The sequence below is a fragment of the Pseudomonas sp. RP-B7 genome (genome assembly GCF_059803535.1).
The window spans coordinates 15,833-31,317 of the sequence record NZ_JAPFHC010000044.1 but is presented as its reverse complement, the minus strand read 5'-3'; the positions used below and the strand labels follow the sequence as shown (position 1 = coordinate 31,317).

Annotated in this window: 21 protein-coding genes; 7 read left to right on the top strand and 14 right to left on the bottom strand. The window is 63.8% G+C overall.

Annotated elements, in window-relative coordinates; all coding sequences use genetic code 11:
• Positions 1 to 4: 4 nt before the first annotated feature.
• The 3 genes from OPU96_RS26725 to OPU96_RS26715 all read right to left on the bottom strand — a co-directional run bounded on the left by OPU96_RS26725 (position 5) and on the right by OPU96_RS26715 (position 2,160).
• Positions 5 to 430 (bottom strand): GNAT family N-acetyltransferase, encoded by a 426-nt coding sequence (locus OPU96_RS26725; protein ID WP_498559998.1) that lies wholly within the window; start codon positions 428 to 430, stop codon positions 5 to 7.
• Positions 427 to 1,605, bottom strand: a complete 1,179-nt coding sequence (locus OPU96_RS26720) for a hypothetical protein (RefSeq protein ID WP_498559997.1) — start codon at positions 1,603 to 1,605, stop codon at positions 427 to 429. The genes OPU96_RS26725 and OPU96_RS26720 overlap by 4 nt, the downstream gene beginning before the upstream one ends.
• A 63-nt stretch (positions 1,606 to 1,668) precedes the next feature.
• Positions 1,669 to 2,160 (bottom strand): GNAT family N-acetyltransferase, encoded by a 492-nt coding sequence (locus tag OPU96_RS26715; RefSeq protein WP_498559996.1) that lies wholly within the window; start codon positions 2,158 to 2,160, stop codon positions 1,669 to 1,671.
• 325 nt (positions 2,161 to 2,485) lie between these two features.
• On the opposite strand from OPU96_RS26715, the gene OPU96_RS26710 reads away from it, so the two are divergent.
• Entirely contained in the window at positions 2,486 to 2,956 is a 471-nt protein-coding gene (locus OPU96_RS26710; RefSeq protein WP_498559995.1) for a GNAT family N-acetyltransferase, read from the top strand.
• 142 nt (positions 2,957 to 3,098) lie between these two features.
• Positions 3,099 to 3,428, top strand: a complete 330-nt coding sequence (locus OPU96_RS26705; RefSeq protein WP_226457514.1) for a DHCW motif cupin fold protein — start codon at positions 3,099 to 3,101, stop codon at positions 3,426 to 3,428.
• Between the two features lie 3 nt (positions 3,429 to 3,431).
• Here the strand turns inward: OPU96_RS26705 and OPU96_RS26700 are convergent, their stop codons facing one another.
• Both OPU96_RS26700 and OPU96_RS26695 read right to left on the bottom strand, forming a co-directional pair.
• Entirely contained in the window at positions 3,432 to 3,899 is a 468-nt protein-coding gene (locus tag OPU96_RS26700) for a copper chaperone PCu(A)C (protein ID WP_192300777.1), read from the bottom strand.
• Positions 3,899 to 4,507, bottom strand: a complete 609-nt coding sequence (locus OPU96_RS26695; protein WP_016976099.1) for an SCO family protein — start codon at positions 4,505 to 4,507, stop codon at positions 3,899 to 3,901. Before OPU96_RS26695 ends, OPU96_RS26700 begins: the two co-directional genes overlap by 1 nt.
• A gap of 180 nt (positions 4,508 to 4,687) precedes the next feature.
• On the opposite strand from OPU96_RS26695, the gene OPU96_RS26690 reads away from it, so the two are divergent.
• From OPU96_RS26690 to OPU96_RS26670, 5 genes are all read left to right on the top strand, one after another.
• Positions 4,688 to 5,068, top strand: coding sequence for a DUF2946 domain-containing protein (locus tag OPU96_RS26690; protein WP_192300776.1), 381 nt, complete (start codon positions 4,688 to 4,690; stop codon positions 5,066 to 5,068).
• Positions 5,069 to 5,130: 62 nt separating this feature from the next.
• A complete protein-coding gene (locus OPU96_RS26685) occupies positions 5,131 to 5,676 on the top strand; it encodes a putative natural product biosynthesis protein (protein ID WP_498559994.1) in 546 nt (181 codons plus the stop codon).
• A 162-nt stretch (positions 5,677 to 5,838) separates the two neighbouring features.
• The gene (locus tag OPU96_RS26680; protein WP_498559993.1) at positions 5,839 to 7,155 is read left to right on the top strand and encodes an OprD family porin; all 1,317 of its coding nucleotides are present in this window, start codon (positions 5,839 to 5,841) and stop codon (positions 7,153 to 7,155) included.
• Between the two features lie 75 nt (positions 7,156 to 7,230).
• A complete protein-coding gene (locus OPU96_RS26675) occupies positions 7,231 to 7,674 on the top strand; it encodes a CopD family copper resistance protein (protein ID WP_192300773.1) in 444 nt (147 codons plus the stop codon).
• Positions 7,675 to 7,751: 77 nt separating this feature from the next.
• Complete coding sequence (locus OPU96_RS26670) at positions 7,752 to 8,576, top strand: oxygen-independent coproporphyrinogen III oxidase (RefSeq protein ID WP_305391014.1); 825 nt, start codon at positions 7,752 to 7,754, stop codon at positions 8,574 to 8,576.
• A 25-nt stretch (positions 8,577 to 8,601) separates the two neighbouring features.
• Here the strand turns inward: OPU96_RS26670 and OPU96_RS26665 are convergent, their stop codons facing one another.
• Genes OPU96_RS26665 through OPU96_RS26625 form a run of 9 tightly spaced genes read right to left on the bottom strand, consistent with a single transcriptional unit; the run spans position 8,602 to position 15,479 of the window.
• Positions 8,602 to 10,056 carry a cytochrome D1 domain-containing protein gene (locus tag OPU96_RS26665; RefSeq protein WP_329959632.1) on the bottom strand — a complete coding sequence of 485 codons (1,455 nt, stop codon included), beginning with the start codon at positions 10,054 to 10,056 and terminating at the stop codon, positions 8,602 to 8,604.
• On the bottom strand, positions 10,053 to 10,877 hold the full coding sequence (gene cobA / locus OPU96_RS26660) for a uroporphyrinogen-III C-methyltransferase (RefSeq protein ID WP_498559992.1): 825 nt from the start codon (positions 10,875 to 10,877) through the stop codon (positions 10,053 to 10,055). The genes OPU96_RS26665 and cobA overlap by 4 nt, the downstream gene beginning before the upstream one ends.
• A 43-nt stretch (positions 10,878 to 10,920) precedes the next feature.
• Positions 10,921 to 12,099 (bottom strand): heme d1 biosynthesis radical SAM protein NirJ, encoded by a 1,179-nt coding sequence (nirJ, locus tag OPU96_RS26655; RefSeq protein WP_305391012.1) that lies wholly within the window; start codon positions 12,097 to 12,099, stop codon positions 10,921 to 10,923.
• Positions 12,100 to 12,112: 13 nt separating this feature from the next.
• Positions 12,113 to 12,613, bottom strand: coding sequence for a siroheme decarboxylase subunit beta (gene ahbB / locus OPU96_RS26650; protein ID WP_226457518.1), 501 nt, complete (start codon positions 12,611 to 12,613; stop codon positions 12,113 to 12,115).
• Entirely contained in the window at positions 12,588 to 13,031 is a 444-nt protein-coding gene (locus tag OPU96_RS26645; RefSeq protein WP_305391011.1) for an Lrp/AsnC family transcriptional regulator, read from the bottom strand. Before OPU96_RS26645 ends, ahbB (OPU96_RS26650) begins: the two co-directional genes overlap by 26 nt.
• Complete coding sequence (gene ahbB / locus OPU96_RS26640; protein ID WP_225595712.1) at positions 13,024 to 13,512, bottom strand: siroheme decarboxylase subunit beta; 489 nt, start codon at positions 13,510 to 13,512, stop codon at positions 13,024 to 13,026. The genes OPU96_RS26645 and ahbB (OPU96_RS26640) overlap by 8 nt, the downstream gene beginning before the upstream one ends.
• Positions 13,513 to 13,535: 23 nt before the next feature.
• Positions 13,536 to 13,994: an Lrp/AsnC family transcriptional regulator gene (locus OPU96_RS26635; protein WP_192300766.1), complete on the bottom strand. Its 459-nt coding sequence runs from the start codon at positions 13,992 to 13,994 to the stop codon at positions 13,536 to 13,538.
• 1 nt (position 13,995) lies between these two features.
• Positions 13,996 to 15,165 carry a cytochrome D1 domain-containing protein gene (locus tag OPU96_RS26630; RefSeq protein WP_498559991.1) on the bottom strand — a complete coding sequence of 390 codons (1,170 nt, stop codon included), beginning with the start codon at positions 15,163 to 15,165 and terminating at the stop codon, positions 13,996 to 13,998.
• Complete coding sequence (locus OPU96_RS26625; protein WP_498559990.1) at positions 15,162 to 15,479, bottom strand: c-type cytochrome; 318 nt, start codon at positions 15,477 to 15,479, stop codon at positions 15,162 to 15,164. The genes OPU96_RS26630 and OPU96_RS26625 overlap by 4 nt, the downstream gene beginning before the upstream one ends.
• Positions 15,480 to 15,485 lie beyond the last annotated feature (6 nt).

Here is a 15,485-nt window from a genome sequence, read left to right as displayed (position 1 = left end):
CCAGCTACAACGCCTTGCTCAGAAACACCCGGCTGCTGCCCTGGGGCTCGCACGGGATTTCACCAAAGCGCATCCAGCCGCGCTTCTCATAAAACCCCGGCGCCTGGAAGCTGATGGTGTACAGCACGGCACTGCTACAACCGCGGCGCCGCGCTTCATCTTCAAAGGCCTGCAACAATCGGCTGCCCAGGCCCGAACCGCGCAGGGGCTCGGGCAGGTGGAACAGGTCGAGAAAAGCCATGCCAAACGCGCTGCGACCAGTGATGCCACCGAGGGTTTGCCCGGTGTGTGGGTCTTTGATCAGCACCGTCAGCGGCCGTCGGTCGTGATAGCCAGTGGCGTGTTTGTTGAAGGCGGCAAGGCCATCGCCGATGATCTGTTGTGCCTGGAGATCAATCTGGTCGCCGATTTCGATCAGGGGTTGGGTCATGTCGAGGGGCCTGGTTTTTTGGTTTTGTTGTCTGTGGTCGGCTTGGGAGGGCTTATGGTGTCCGAGTTCTTTGGCATCCGGATGGCGTTGCTGCTTTGGGTCAGTACACAGTAGGCCGATTGTTGCGGCCAATCCTTGAGTGTCGTTTTGACCCGGCTGGTCGGGCACAGCAACAACACATCGCCGAAGGAAAACAACGGGAACGCGGACACTACAGGCTTGCCACGCAATATCTGCACGTCGCCCCAGGTGGCGCTCTCGAAATCTTCCCTGGCGTAGGTTTTCGTCAGCCAGTAGCGCGCTTCTACGGGGGCACGCACGTTCATCACCCCGGCTGCAGCGTAAACGATCGCTGCCGGGCTTCCCGGCGAAATTGCAATAATCATCCCCCCCGCCACAGCGACGGCCAACAGGCCCAGGGCCAGGCGCTTGAACAGGTCGGCCTTGCTGACGTAGAACACCACCACAGGCATCAACGTGACGCATGCGGCGAACATCGAGATATACATCAAGCGGCTCACCGCTTCGGGGGTGTCTTCCCCGGTATAGGCTTTCAGAATCAGGCTGGCGGGGAATACGGCAGAGAGCACGGTGCTGAACAGCAGCAATGACACCATCAGTACAAAGAAGCCGCGCAGCCGCCAGCTCCTGGGGTGGCCGGGGCTCGCCATGGTTGCACAGACATCGACGGCAAATCGGAAGGTGGTGGTTGCCAGCATTGCAATCAGGCTGAGCACAAGCCAAAGCGCAACATAGAGCACTTCCCATAGGGCGTTCCGTTCAGGTCCTTCGAAGCTATACCAGAGCATGGCAACGATGCCTGACAGCACAGGTACGCAGAGAATACCCACCAACTTGTGCTGCAGGGACGGGGAGTCATTGAAAAACGACACCGTGAGCCCGAACAGGACAGTGCTCGCCAACAGTGTCAGCAAGTACGCGCCCAGCATACCCATTACGCTGGCGAGCCAGGGGATCAGGGCTGACTTGGCCTCCAGCGCTGCGGCCAGCAGGTCCGGGCGGCCGATTGCCGATGCGTAGGTCGACAGGGTGTAAAACCCCAGCAGCGTACCCAGTCCCGCGAAGATAACGCTCAGGGGCGCCCAGAAATTCAGTATCCGCTTGAGATTCTTTTTTAACGCCTGTTGAAAGGTCAAGGGTGTTGCGTTGGGCACGAGGTGGTTCCTTCCGTGGATCGAATCGCGTTACCGGCTGCTGTGTCCGGGATTGGCGCTGAATTAGAGCTCCATGACCATCTCATGCCACGCCATCCCGCCATGGTCCGACGCGGACGGCTGCACATAGCGATAGCCCATGCGCGTGTACAACGCTACATGGCGGTCCTTGCACATCAAGTGAATGGTCTTTTTGCCCATGTCGCGCATGCGTTGCACAAACGCGTTCATCAACGTCGTGGAGTACCCTTTGCCCTGGTGTGCCGGGTCAACCACCACCGACATGATCACCACATTTGGCGCCTCGGCCGAATGCCCCACCAGTTCCTTGAACGCCTCGTCAGACATCACCACTTCATCGGCGCAGCCGCTATTGATGAAACCCACTGCTTCGCCAGCGGCCTCCAAAATCAGAAAACCTTGTGGGTACAGCGCAATGCGCGTGGCGATTTTTTCCAGGGTCGCGGCTTCATCGCCTTCGTAGGCGCCGATTTCGATTTCAAAGCAGCGGGCGGCGTCGGCGGGCAGGGCATTGCGCAGGGTGAGGGCGGGCATGGGTGTTCCTGGGGACAAAGCGGAAGGCGACATTCTAGATAATTATCGTCCCCAGCTCCATTGCGGCGCCCTTGAAGGGGTTGCTTACTCCACTGGCTCGTAGTTCCTGACGCCGGCCTTACTCGGTTGTTCCTGGAATTCCCGCTGAAAATCGCTGATCCTCATCTGCAACGCTGGGCTGAATAAGAAGATTGAACACCTTGCATAGTAAAAACCCTCGATTTGACGTCCTAATTGGATGTTTCTCGTTGTGATGAACGCCAAGTACCGGGTTCCATCCGCAAGAGGGGCGGGTGTGTCCAACTGTTAAGCCATGGAGGCTGAAATGCTGCAAATAAAACCCGCAACCCCGGAAGACGCCCAAGCGGCGTTCGACATTCGCCTGTTGGCCATTCGTAGCCAGTGCATCGGTGCGTATACGCGCGAGCAGATGATGTCCTGGACCCGTGGCAGCGCCGCTGACGGCTACAACGCGCTGATGGACAAAGCGTTTTACCTGGGGTGGGTGCAGGGCGAACCGGTCGTCACCGGGATGCTTGACCAGGAAAACAACGAAGTGGGAGCGCTATTTGTCCTGCCTGAATTCACCGGGCGTGGGTATGCCAAGGCCATGCTCGATCACCTGGAAAACCTGGCTCGGCAACTGGCGATTGACACGCTGGTGCTGGATGCGACGTTGAATGCCGCGAGTTTCTACCGGGCGCGCGGATACGTGGGGGATGAGCAGGCGGTTTACCATTCGCCGTCGGGGTTGGCGTTGGCGTGTATACCGATGACCAAGCGACTGGTGTGTTGAGCGAACGGTTTGTAGGAGCTGTCGAGCTTTAGCGAGGCTGCGAAGGCGGTTCTGTATGCCCCGAAAGCCTAGGATCTGTGTCTATCGACCGAGCCTTGCACTCGTTAGCCTTGCCCACGTTAACTGACGACCGAGCCTCCCCATGAACCTCACCGCCGTACCCTTTGGCACTACCGACTGGTCAACCCTCGACCCCGTCACCTACCCAGGCGAAACCGGCAGCGCCGTATGGCGCACCTGCCACTTCGGCACGACCCGCGTGCGCATGGTGGACTACACCCCCGGCTATCTGGCGGATCATTGGTGCAGGCGTGGCCATGTACTGTTGTGCCTGGAAGGCGAGTTGCACACGGAGTTGGAGGACGGCCGTCGATTCACACTGACGGCCGGGATGAGTTACCAGGTTGGCAACAACATGGAGGCGCACCGCTCTTTCACCGCCAGCGGCGCGAAGCTGTTTATTGTGGACTAGCGCTTAGTGCATCTTGCTGTGGTCCATCCCATCCAGGCCACGCGCCGGGGCGTGCACCTCCAGGGTCTGCTTTTCGCCCTTGGCGTTCTCCACGGTCAGGGTCAGCGGCACGTGGTCGCCTTCCTTGATCTGGCCGGTGAGGCCCATCAGCATCACGTGGTAGCCATTGGGGTCGAGGGTGACAGCCTTGCCGGCGGGCAGCGCCAGCGAGTCCACCGGGCCCATGTGCATCACGTCGTCCTTCATGCTCATCTCATGGATCTGCACGTCTTTGGCCACCGGCGAGGCAACGCTGAGCAGCTTGCTGTCGCTGTCGGCGGTGACGGTCATGAACGCGCCGCTCGACGGCTGGCCCGGCACGGTGGCGCGCACCCAGGCGTCGGTGACTTGCACCTGGGCACTGGCGTGTGCCGCGAGGGTCAGCAGGGTGAGGCCCAATGTCAGGCGCTTGAGGTGTTGAACGGCAGTCATTAGCAGACCTCCATGACGGTGAGCAGGTCTTCTGCGCACTCTTTAGCGGTAAGGGATGCCTGCAGGCCCAGGCGCAGGTTGCCACGGGTGTCGAAGACGAAACTGGTGGCGGTGTGGGACAGGGTATAGGTGTCGCCGGCGGGGATCTTTTCATAAAAGATCCCGAATTCCTTGGCGGCCACGGCGATTTCTTCCGGGGTGCCGTAGAGCGCTTCGAAGCTGGGGTCGAAGGCCTTGACGTACTTGTCGAGGATCTCTGGGGTGTCGCGTTCGGGGTCGAGGGTGATGAACACCACTTGCATGATCTCACCGTCGCGGCCCATCAGCTTCTTGGCCTGGGCGGCGCGGGCCAGGGTGGTCGGGCACACGGCCGGGCACTGGGTGAAGCCGAAGAACACCACCGGCATCAGGCCACGGAACGAACTCAGGGTGACGGTCTCGCCGTCGGTGTTCTTGAGCTTGAAGGTACGGCCCATGATCTTGTCACTGAGGTCCTTGCCGTACTTGAAGTTCAGCTTGGGGCTGTAGTCACAGCCGCCCAGCAGGCTGCCCAGGCCTAACAGGCCCATGCCGGTCAGCACTTTGCGGCGGGTGAATAACGTACTCATCAACTGCGCATCCTGTGAATCGCCTGCATTGCTCTGGATCTACACATCAGGCTTTGAAAAGGAGTAAGGAGGAGGGCGCCAAGTCTACCAACCCCAGCCAGCCCGCGTAATGTGCGACGTTCTGCCACAGGGGCGCACCGTGCTTCATCTCGGTGCGCCTGTGGTGGTAGAGTCGCCGCCATGAAATTGCGCCCCTCCGACCGTTCGCTGATCGCCTGGACCCTGTACTTCTGCGTGCTGATGAACCTGTTCGTGTGCGGTTTGGGCCATGGGCAGATGATGGGCCTGGAGCTCAATGGTATCGGTGGGCAGTTCTGTTCGGTCGAAGGCAGCCAGCCGATTTCCGACAAAGGGTTGGGAAGCACGGCTTCCAGCAACATCTCGAACTACTTTGCCTGCCCGGTCTGCAACGCGTTGACCGTCGCGCTGGTGTTCCTGATCGGTCTGGCCTGGCTGCTCGGCCTTGGGCAAACCCCGCGCCCGGCCCATGAGCGGCGCAACAAGGCGCCGCCACGCGACTCCTGGCCCTCGGCCAACCCCCGCGCATCCCCCGCATTCTGACGTGTGCCCTGGGCTGCCTGTGATCAGGCAGCGTTCTATCGTCACGACTGTGAGTGCGTTTCATGAATCACCTATTGCCTGCCGGCGCCAGCCGCCTGGTCAGCAAGGCGTCCCGGCGCCTGCGCATGGAGCCGGCGCTGCCCGACTACCCGAGCAATTCCCGTTGCTTCGTGCACCTCGATGCACGCCTGCTGCCCCATTGGCACACCTTGTTCGACATCTGCCCGGCGCTGCTCAAACTGGACCCGCCCGAGGGCCTGAACCTGTTTCGCAGCTTCATGACCTGGGCCTACCGCCACCGGCCCCCGCTGGACTGGACCTACCACCTGAACGTGTGCCGCTGGTTGCTGGCCTCGCCGTACCGCGCGCAAATCGACGATGAACCCATCGAGGCGTTCATGGCCGCAGCGGCGGCCTGCTGGATCAATACCGATACCAGCGGGGCCCAGGGTGTGGTCGTGACCTGGCAAGGCGCGACGGTGTTCGATTGGAAGGATGCGCCCTCAGCCAGCGCCGAACACCAGGCGTTGCCCGGCACCGAATGGGACTTCGCCTGGTGCCCATTGAACGCCCGCGGCGAGTTCAGTCGCTGGCTGCCAGTGCCTTGAGATTGTTACGCAACTGGTAAAAGTGAATGACGGTTTTCATGGCTTTTTCCCACGCGGCCGAGCCTATACCGTGCGCGCTCCCGTTATATGCAGCACCACCCGCGCCTCACAGAACAGGGCTGGGCTGCGACGGGATCGCCTCATTTACTTTACGGAGCCTTCATGAATCACAAGACTTGCCTGGCCCTCGCCGTTTCCCTGGGCGCCGCGCAGCAAGTTGCTGCGTCGGGTTTTATCGACGACAGCAAAGCCAGCCTCGATCTGCGCAACTTCTACTACAACCAGGACACCCGCAACGCCCGGGGCGCCTCGGACAAGGAATGGGGCCAGGCGTTCATGTTCAACTACAGGTCCGGCTTCACCGAGGGTACCGTCGGCTTCGGCCTGGATCTGCAGCAGATGCTCGGCCTGCGCCTGGATGCCTCCGGCCGCGCGGGCAAGGCCGGTGAGGACAACACCCCCGGCAGCGTCTTCCCGCTGGACGATGGCAAGGCCGCCCATGACTTCAGCAAGACCGGCGTCACCGGCAAGCTGCGCATCGCCCAGACCCAAATGAAAGTCGGCAACCTGCAACCCAAGTTGCCAGTACTGACCACCGAAGACGGCCGCCTGCTGCCCCAGACCTTCCGGGGTTACCAACTGGACTCCCAGGATTTCAAGGACGTCAGCCTGATCGCCGGCAAGCTTGAACAAGTGGTCGACCGTAACTCCAGCAACGGCCAGGGCCTGTCGATTGCCGGCGCCAACGACCCGATCAAGGGCAAGAGCAGCAACCAGTTCTACTATGGCGGCGTGGATTACACCGTCAGCAAGCAACTGCAATTGCAGTACTACTACGCCAACCTGGAGAACTTCTACCAGCAACACTTCCTCGGCCTGGTGCACAACTGGCAGTTGCCGGTGGGGCAATTCAAAAGCGACCTGCGCTACTTCTACAGCACCGCCGACGGCAAGAACGCCAGCGCGGCCGGGCGTGACGAGGGCTATGTCAGCGCCGGTTACTACGGGCCCGGCGTCAACACCGGCAAGGTCGACAACCGCCTGTGGAGCGCGCTGTTTACCTATGCCTTGAGCGGGCACTCGCTCAGCCTCGGCTACCAGAAGACCACCGGCGAAAGTGACTTCCCCCACATCAACCAGGGGCAAGGCCGCTCGCTCTACCTGATCACCAATTCGCAGTCGCTGAAATTTGTGAATGCCGGGGAACAAGCCACGGTCGGCAGCTATGCCTATGACTTCGCCAGCCTTGGCTTGCCGGGCCTGCGCTCCAGCGTGACGTATATCCACGGCAGCCATATCCGCACCAAAAGTCGCGACAACAGTGAGTGGGAACGCGACCTGCGCGTTGACTACGTAATCCCCACCGGCACCCTCAAGGGGCTGGGGTTTACCTGGCGTGGCGCGGTGCTGCGCGGCAACGACACGGCGGACAAGGACGAGACGCGCCTGATCGTCAGCTACAGCATCCCGCTGATGTAACGGCTTGACCGGCATCAAGGTGTGCCCGTCTCCAGCACGCGACACTGGAGGCCCGGCGCGACCTGCGAGGCCTCCATGCTCTACCTGTTGTTTCTCCTGGCCCATCTGTTCGCTGCGCTGATCTTTATCGGCACGGTGTTTTTCGAAGTGCTGATCCTGGCCCACCTGCATCGGCACTTGCCGGCGCGGGTGATGGTGCAGGTCGAACAAGGCGTCGGCCAGCGTGCCCGCAGGCTGATGCCGTGGGTGTTGCTGGTGCTGTTCGGCGCCGGTATCGGCATGGTCTGGCTGCGTTATCGGCCGCTGCTGGCCGCGCCACTGGCGACGTCATTCGGCACCTTGCTCAGCCTCAAACTGATACTCGCCACCAGCGTGCTGCTGCACTTTTTGCTGACGATGCTGCGCATGCGCCGTGGGCGTGTCAGTGCGCGGTATCTGCGCTTTATTCACCTGAGCCTGTTCGGGCATATGGTCGCGATTGTGCTGTTGGCCAAGGGCATGTTTTACCTCTCGTGGTAAAGCCCTTGATGCATATCAACGGGTGTCGTGTTGTCGCACCGGACAATGGCTCACCGCCCACGGACCCGGAGCCCCTCATGTGCAGCGTGATTTCCCTCGATGTGGTGCGTGCGCTACGCACCAGCCGCCAGTGGCAGCGCCCGCTGGCGTTGACCTTGCACTGGCCGCCCGGCCCGGCGAATGACGACTGCCGGCGCCGACTGATCCGGGAGATCGAATGGGTCGGCCGTCACCTTGACCATCGGCAACCCGTGGAGCATTTCCAGTGGCGCGGGGCGGCGGCGATTGCCGAGGTACAGGCCCTGATGCACGCCCTGCACGCGCGCTTCAATTTCTTCGAGCAAGACCGTGGCGACTACGCCATCGACCTCGACCCCCGGCACACTGATTGGGCGAGCGTGGGTTTGCTGCGTGAGCTGGGTTTCAACCACGTCTGCATCAGCGTGCCGGATGCCCGTGCCGCGGCCGAGCCCGCCCAGGCGTGCTACCGCAACCCGGCACCGATCCAGTCGTTGATCGATGCGGCCCGCACCTTTGATTTCCGCTCGGTGAGTGTCGACCTGGGCTACGGCGCCGCCTGGCAGACCCTGGCCAGTTTCGACGCCAAGCTGGCCAGCCTGATCGCCCTGGAGCCGGACCGCCTGCAAGTGTTCGACTACGCCGATCCCCCTCGGCGCTATCGCGCGCAACCCACCCAGGCCCATAGCGGTGCGATGCGTCAACTGAGCTTCGAACGCCTGGCGGCGGCGGGTTACCACTACATCGGCCAGGGTCAGTTTGCCCGGGGCGACGACGATTTCACCCAGGCCCAGGAGCGCGGCAAACTGCGCCGAACCGGCGAAGGGTTCACCGTGCATGGTGACTGCGACCATATCAGCCTGGGCGACACACTCCTGTGGTGAGAGACCGAGCCTGTAATTCGGTGCTTCAGTGCGACGTACCTTCGGCAAACTCGATCTTGTTACCCACGTTGTACTTGCCCGACGGCTTGTTCATCGGCAGGCGCTTGATCTCCTCAAGCGTCTGGCTGTCGTACACGATCAGCGCGCCGTCGGTGGCCCAGATGCTCAGCAGCACGTAACGCCCGTCGCGGGTGAATTCCACATGGGCGGCGGTCTTGCCCGGCACCGGGCGCAGGGTATGGGCGATCTCCAGGGTCTGTTTGTCGATCAAGTGGATGGCATCGTTGTCCGGCCCGAAAAACACATCGCTCCATACATAGCGCGAGTTGACATGGCTGCGCATGAAGAAGCCCGGGCCGAGGGTGGGGATCTGCTTGATCGGCTTCCAGGTGGCGGGGTCGAGCACGCTGATTTGTCCCTGGCTGATATTCGGTGTGGCGAACACCCACTGGCCATTGCGCCGCCAATAGGTGCCCGAGCCCAGGTGAGGCATGCCGGCCAGTGGAATATCGGTGACCACGTCTCCCGAATCCAGGTCGATCACCTGGCCGCCACCGGCCTTGCGTGATGTGGCGAGCAACTGGCGGTAATCGGGGGTGAACGAGAAGTCATCCAGTACGTCGCGGGCCGCGATGCGCCGGGGTTCGAAGCTGGGTTGTGGGGCGGCATAGGACAGCTCCCAAACCTCGTTCACATCCTTGAGCGCCACCACAAAACTGTCACGCGGCGGCGCGGTGTACACGGCGCTGACCCGCGACCCGGTCGGCAGCAGCTTGACCAGCGACAGGTCACGCGCATCGAGCACCACCAGGTTGCCCGGCAGGTAGTTGCCCACCAGCACCCAGCGCCCGTCCTTGCTCACTGCCAGGTTGCGCGTGTTGAGTCCGGCGCGGATCTCGGCGATCAGCTTGAGGTTGTGCAGGTCATACAGGCTGATCCAGCCGTCCCGCGAGGCGAAGTACACGAAGCGTCCGTCCGGCGAGAACTTGGGCCCGCCGTGTACGGCAAAGTGGCTGGCAAAACGGTCCAGCACAGTGAAGCGATCGCCGTCGAGGATGTCGATGTGATGGTCGCCGGACTCCACCACCACAAACAGGTTGAGCGGGTCGGCGTGGTGTTGCGCGGTGGTTGGCAACTGCGTCAGGTCGGCCAGCAAGCGGTGGCTGTCGCGGATGTCCTGCACGCTCCAGGTTGCCGGTGTGGCGGGCGGTTGTTGCAGGAAGTCCGCCAGCCCGTCGATCTGCGCTGCGCTCAATTGGGCCCCGAAGGCGGCCATCTGGCTGGCGGGACGGCCTTGCGTGATGACCTTGCGCACCTCGTCCGGCTTGATCCGCCCGAGGCTTTCGGGGAGTAACGCCGGGCCGCTGGCGCCGATGCGATTGAGGCCGTGGCAGCTCTCGCAATACTGGTGGTAGTCCTCGGCCGGCGTACCGTGGGCGCCGCCGGCCCATAGCAATGGCAGCAACCACAGGCGCTTCACGACGCCACCGGGACGCGGGGCGCCGACAGGCTCGCGGGGTAGTGCAGGGCGGCGTCGGCAAACAGGTTCACCACCGCACCGATCACCGTCAGGGTCGGCACGCCGGGTTCGCAGTCGGCCGCCAGGGTCGGCAACTGGCGCAAGGTGCCATGGGCCACGTGCTGGTCGGCCCGCGCGCCATTGCTGATCAACGCTGCCGGGGTATCGCCCGGTAAACCGGCGGCCACCAGGTGTTCGGCGATCAGCGCCAGGTTCGACAGGCCCATGTAGAACACCAGGGTCTGGCTCGGCTCGGCGAGGCTGGCCCACGGCAGTTTCAAGGCGCCGTCGCGCTGCAAGTGCCCGGTGACGAAGCGGCAGGAGTTGACCAGGTCGCGGTGGGTCAATGGGATGCCCGCGTAGGCGCTGCACCCGGACGCGGCGGTAATGCCTGGCACCACCTGGCACGGGATGTCGCGCGCGAGCAGGTATTCCAGCTCCTCGGCGCCGCGCCCGAAGATAAACGGGTCGCCGCCCTTGAGGCGGACCACGCGCTGACCCTGTTCGGCCAACTCGGCGAGCAGGGCGTTGAGTTGATCCTGGGGCAGGCTGTGGTAACCGCTGGCCTTGCCCACGTAATGGCGGGCGCAAGTCAGGGGGATCAGGCTCAGCAGCTCGGCGCTGATCAGGCGGTCGAACACCACTGCGTCGGCCTGCATCAACAGGCTCCAGGCGCGCAGGGTCAACAGGCGCGGGTCGCCGGGGCCGGCGCCCACCAGCGCGACTTCGCCGGGGTGGAAGGGGCTGTGCAGGCTCGCGGGTATGGCAGTCGGAAGGTGCATGGGACGTCCTCTGTTCATCATCAGGCAGGCGCCCCCGGTTGTGTCACCGGGTGGCGCACGGGATCAGGCTGGGTGACTGCCGGGCGATCTCGGCATCGCTGAGATAGCACCCGGGGTCCGGGCCCCACAGGTCGCCATCGGCCCAGGCGCGGGTGCGCGTATTGCCGTTGCAGATTGGCAGCCAGCGGCAGTCGGTGCAGCGCCCGCCGATCTGGCGCGGGTGCTCGCGCAGGCGCAACAGCAACGGGTCGGGCTGCTCCAGCCAGAGGTGGCGAAAGGTGCGGTTGCGCACATTGCCCACCGAGTGCTGCCACCAGTAGGTGTCCGGGTGCACTTCGCCGGTGTTGTCGATATTCGCGATGCCGCTGCCCGACGCATTGCCGCCCCAGCCGTGCAGCAGGTGTTCCAGCTGCGGGTAGTGCTCGGGCAGGTGGCGGTGCACCCATTGCAGCAACAGGATGGCGTCGGCGTCGTTGTTGCCGCTGACAAAGTCGCTGGCCACGCCGTGTTCGATGTCGTGCCAGGCCTGCTGGAAAATCAGCGTCATGGCGTCGCGGCTCATCTGGCGGTGTGCGTCCAGCTGGCGGCTGCGCTTGCCGCGCCCGCTGTAGTTGAGGTGTGACAGATAGAATTTCTGCACATCGTATTCACGCATCAGCTCCAGCAACTGCGGGAGTTGCGCGTGGTTGGCCTGGGTCAGCGTGGTGCGCAGGCCCACGCGAATCCCGGCCTCGCGGCACAGGCGAATGGCGTGCAGCGAACGCTGGAAACTGCCTTGCAGCTGGCGGAATGCGTCGTGGGTCGCTTCGAGGCCGTCGATGCTGATGCCCACGTAGTCGTAGCGGGCATCGGCGATCTGCTGGATGTTCTGCTCGTCGATCAGCGTGCCGTTGGTGGACAGTGCAACGAAAAAACCTTTGTCCCGCGCATAGGCGCTGAGCTGGAACAGATCCTCGCGCAGCAGGGGCTCGCCGCCGGACAGGATCAACACGCGCACCCCGGCGGCGTGCAGGTCGTCGATCACCCGCAGTGCCGTGGCAGTGTCCAGCTCATCGCGAAATACGCTGTCGGCGCTGGTGGCGTAGCAGTGCTTGCAGGTGAGGTTGCAGCGCCGCAACAGGTTCCAGATCACCACCGGCGGGCGGTCGCTGCCTGGGGTAGAAGCGCGGGGCGGCGGGCATTGGCCGGCCAAGGTGCGCAGGTACTGACTGATTCGCAGCATGGGGCATTCCTTGTCAGTGCGAGGGGCTCAGGCGCAGGCCGGTTTTTTTCAGGATGCGGCTGCTTACCAGCATCTCGTCGGCACGGCAGGCATCGCCCAGCAGGTAGCGCAGGTGATCGCGGTAGCTGTCGATTTCTTCGCGGCTGCGCCCATGCACCATGGCGAACAGGTTGTACGGCCAATCCGGGCGGCGCGGGCGACGGTAGCAATGGCTGACGAAGGGCTGCGCGCCGAGCAGTTCGCCCAGGCGTGGCATCTGCGTGTCGACGACGTCCCACACGGTCATGCCGTTGTGCCGATAGCCGAGGCGGTAATGGTTGGGCACGGCGGCGATGCGGCGGATCGCGCCTTCGGCTTGCAGGCGCTTGAGCAGATCCAGGGTCGATTCGACGCTGATGCCCAATTGCTCGGCGAGCCATGCCCAGGGGTCTTCCACCAGCGGCAGGCCGCTTTGGGTCAGGGTGACCAGGCGCAGGGCCAGGGCGTTGTCAGACCGGGAAATACAGACCGACATGGTAGGTGTGCTCCTTCGGCAGGTTGAGCACCGTCAGCCCCGTCAGGGCTTCGATGCGGGACAGGGTCGCGGCCAGCTCCGTCGCGCTGGCGCAGGCCAACACGAACCACATGTTCCACTGGTGTTCGCGGCGGTAGTTGTGGGCCACTTGCACTAGCGCGTTGAGTTGCGCGGCCACCGTCTCGAAGCGCGCCTCGGGTACCGCCAGGGCGGCGAGGGTGAAGGCGCCGCCGAACTGCTCGATGTCGAACATCGGGCCGAAGCGCGTGAGCACGCCGTCCTCGAGCAGATCATGCAGGCGGTCGAGCACCTCGCAGGGCCGGCTCTGCAGCTCCTCGGCGACGTGTTGCCATGGCTGGCGCACCAGCGGCAGGCCACGTTGCAGGCGGTTGATCAGGCGGCGGTCGAAGTCATCCATGGGCCCACACCTGCGACGGTGGCGGCGCAAAACGCCCGCCGCATTGTTTGTAGGCGCGGGTGCTGAACAGCAGGTGGTGGGGCAGGTCACTCAGTTGTTGCTGCTCCAGCACCGCCTGGATATGCGCCGCGACCTCTTCGCGCTCGCGGCCGTGCACCATGCAGAACAGGTTGTAGCGCCACAGCGGCAGGCGGCGCGGGCGTTGGTAGCACAGGTTGATACGCGGTGCGCGGCCCAGGCGGGCACCGATTTCATCCACCAGCGCGTCCGGGACATCGAGCACCAGCATGGCATTGGCGACAAAGCCCAGGGCACGGTGGTTGAGTACCAGGCCAACACGGCGGAACAGGCCTTGCTCCTGCCATTGCTGCATCTGTTGCAGCACCTGATCGTGATGGGCGCCGATGCGTTCGGCGAGGGCATCGTAGGGCCGTGGCACCACTGGCAAACCCCGTTCCAGGCATTGGCGCAGGTCGAGCATTTGTTCGTGGTTCAGGGGCGTGATCACGGGTGCGCTCCCAGGGAGAACCCGAGGTCGATGCGGTAGGCAGTGAGCATCGGCAAATCCAGGGGGCGCAGGCCGGTGTCTTTCTCCAGCTCGTCGAGGATCTGTTCCAAGTGCTGGCGGTGCGGCCCGGTGAGCACGAACCACAGGTTGTAATGGTGCTCGCGTGCGTAGTTGTGATTGACCTCCGGGTACTGGCTGACCCGATGGGCCACCTGTTCCAGCCGCTCAAGCGGCACCGCCAGGGCGGCCAGCGTGCTGGCGCCGGCGCGGGTGTGTTCGAACACCGGGCCGATGCGCGACAGCGCGCCGGCCAGTTCCAGGCGTTGCAGGCAGGCCATCACCTCGGCTTCGCGACAGCCCAGCACCTGGGCCATTTCCCGGTAGGGTTCGGCGCACAGCGGCATGCCGTGCTGGTAGCGTTCGATCAATTGCTGGCTGAGCAGATCAAGGTCCATCTCAATACCCCATTTTTTGCGCACGGCTGCTGAAGAAAATTCCGCTGGGGCTCAAGGCCGGCAAGGTCTTGAGCAAGGTTAGGCGATACGGGTCCCAGACCTGCACCTGCTCACCGTCACGCACCGACAACCACAGTTGCTCGCCACGCCCGGTGAACTCCATGTGCAGCACACCGGGACCGGGGCGCAGGTCGGCAACGATCTGGTGGGTTTGGCTGTCAAGTACCTGCACGCGGTCGTTGTCCGGGTAGGCGAAGTTGACCCACAGCTGGCGCCCGTCCGGCCGCGCCGTCACGAAGATCGGCTGGCCGGCCACGGCGATGGCGGCGGTCTGCTGCCAGTTGCGTGCGTCCATCACCAGCACCTGGTGGCGACCCACGGCAGGCACGAAGGCCTGGTTGTCGGCCACGGCCCAGCCTTCGAGGTGGGGCATCTTGTACACCGGCAATTTGGCCTGGCCACGGCCGTAGTCGGCGAGCACGCGCTTGACGCCTTGTTCCGGGTGCCACAGGTCGAGTTGGGCCATGCCGTCCTCGCCGAACAGCCCGGCCATGTAGTAGCGGCCGTCGGCGGTGATCAGCGCGTCGTAGGGTTGCTCACCGATGTCTTTGAAGCGGCGGATGGTGGGCACGGTGCCATGACTGAAATCCGCGCTCCAGATCTCGCCCGTGTCGAACAGGCTGAATACGAAGCGCTGGCCGGGCGCATCCACCAGGCCCACGACCCGTGAGCGCTTGCCGTCGGGCAACGGGGTGGCGGGGATGTCGGCGACCAGGGCCAGGGTCGCGGCGTCGAACACCTTGACCCCGCCGGGCTGGTAGTTGGACACGGCAATCAGGCGCCCATCCTGGCTGATCGCACCGCCGATGCTGTTGCCGCCCTGGAGGATGCGTTTATCGATGCGCTGGCCCAGCAAGTCAACCTTGGTCAGCCCGCCGTCGCGGCCAAAGATGTAGGCATAGCGCTGGTCGCGGGAGAACACCACCGAGGCGTGGGACAGGTCGCCCAGGCCGTCGATGCGCGCCAGGGCGGTGATGCCGCTGGTTTCAATGATTTGCACACTGGCGCTGGCGCGTTCGATCACCAGGCCCAGGTCACCGCTGCCGCGCACGGCGGGCTGGGTGCAGGCGCCAAGCAACAGGCACAGGGACAAGCTCAACGGACGGATCATGGCGCGAGGCTTCCTCTCAAGAGACGGTCGACCAGCCAGGCGATTTCACTGGCGTTGAGCAGCGGCGCCCAACCGGGCATGGCGCGGGTAGGGCGGCCGTAGGCCACGGTGGCGATCAGGCTGTCGCGGCTTTTACCGGCCAAGGCCTGGGGCGTCAGCGGCGGGCCGAGGCCGCCAGTGAGGTACAGGCCGTGGCACGCGCCGCAGTCCTCGGTCAGCAGGTGTTCCAGGCGGCGTGCATCCACGGCAGCGCCGACGGGCAGGGGAATGAGTAGCAGCAGCGCCATGGCCGCACCGATCATCGAAACTTGCATGGCGCG

What these genes read in the sequence shown, in the direction of transcription:
- OPU96_RS26695 (WP_016976099.1), bottom strand. Translation starts at nt 4,507, where the DNA reads ATGAGTACGTTATTCACCCGCCGCAAAGTGCTGACCGGCATGGGCCTG.
- OPU96_RS26675 (WP_192300773.1), top strand. Translation starts at nt 7,231, where the DNA reads ATGCTCTACCTGTTGTTTCTCCTGGCCCATCTGTTCGCTGCGCTGATC.
- OPU96_RS26635 (WP_192300766.1), bottom strand. Translation starts at nt 13,994, where the DNA reads ATGGACCTTGATCTGCTCAGCCAGCAATTGATCGAACGCTACCAGCAC.
- OPU96_RS26705 (WP_226457514.1), top strand. Translation starts at nt 3,099, where the DNA reads ATGAACCTCACCGCCGTACCCTTTGGCACTACCGACTGGTCAACCCTC.
- OPU96_RS26700 (WP_192300777.1), bottom strand. Translation starts at nt 3,899, where the DNA reads ATGACTGCCGTTCAACACCTCAAGCGCCTGACATTGGGCCTCACCCTG.
- OPU96_RS26725 (WP_498559998.1), bottom strand. Translation starts at nt 430, where the DNA reads ATGACCCAACCCCTGATCGAAATCGGCGACCAGATTGATCTCCAGGCA.
- OPU96_RS26715 (WP_498559996.1), bottom strand. Translation starts at nt 2,160, where the DNA reads ATGCCCGCCCTCACCCTGCGCAATGCCCTGCCCGCCGACGCCGCCCGC.
- ahbB (WP_226457518.1), bottom strand. Translation starts at nt 12,613, where the DNA reads ATGTCGGTCTGTATTTCCCGGTCTGACAACGCCCTGGCCCTGCGCCTG.
- OPU96_RS26690 (WP_192300776.1), top strand. Translation starts at nt 4,688, where the DNA reads ATGAAATTGCGCCCCTCCGACCGTTCGCTGATCGCCTGGACCCTGTAC.
- OPU96_RS26685 (WP_498559994.1), top strand. Translation starts at nt 5,131, where the DNA reads ATGAATCACCTATTGCCTGCCGGCGCCAGCCGCCTGGTCAGCAAGGCG.
- OPU96_RS26630 (WP_498559991.1), bottom strand. Translation starts at nt 15,165, where the DNA reads ATGATCCGTCCGTTGAGCTTGTCCCTGTGCCTGTTGCTTGGCGCCTGC.
- cobA (WP_498559992.1), bottom strand. Translation starts at nt 10,877, where the DNA reads ATGCACCTTCCGACTGCCATACCCGCGAGCCTGCACAGCCCCTTCCAC.
- OPU96_RS26625 (WP_498559990.1), bottom strand. Translation starts at nt 15,479, where the DNA reads ATGCAAGTTTCGATGATCGGTGCGGCCATGGCGCTGCTGCTACTCATT.
- OPU96_RS26680 (WP_498559993.1), top strand. Translation starts at nt 5,839, where the DNA reads ATGAATCACAAGACTTGCCTGGCCCTCGCCGTTTCCCTGGGCGCCGCG.
- nirJ (WP_305391012.1), bottom strand. Translation starts at nt 12,099, where the DNA reads ATGCTGCGAATCAGTCAGTACCTGCGCACCTTGGCCGGCCAATGCCCG.
- OPU96_RS26645 (WP_305391011.1), bottom strand. Translation starts at nt 13,031, where the DNA reads ATGGATGACTTCGACCGCCGCCTGATCAACCGCCTGCAACGTGGCCTG.
- OPU96_RS26670 (WP_305391014.1), top strand. Translation starts at nt 7,752, where the DNA reads ATGTGCAGCGTGATTTCCCTCGATGTGGTGCGTGCGCTACGCACCAGC.
- OPU96_RS26710 (WP_498559995.1), top strand. Translation starts at nt 2,486, where the DNA reads ATGCTGCAAATAAAACCCGCAACCCCGGAAGACGCCCAAGCGGCGTTC.
- ahbB (WP_225595712.1), bottom strand. Translation starts at nt 13,512, where the DNA reads ATGCTCGACCTGCGCCAATGCCTGGAACGGGGTTTGCCAGTGGTGCCA.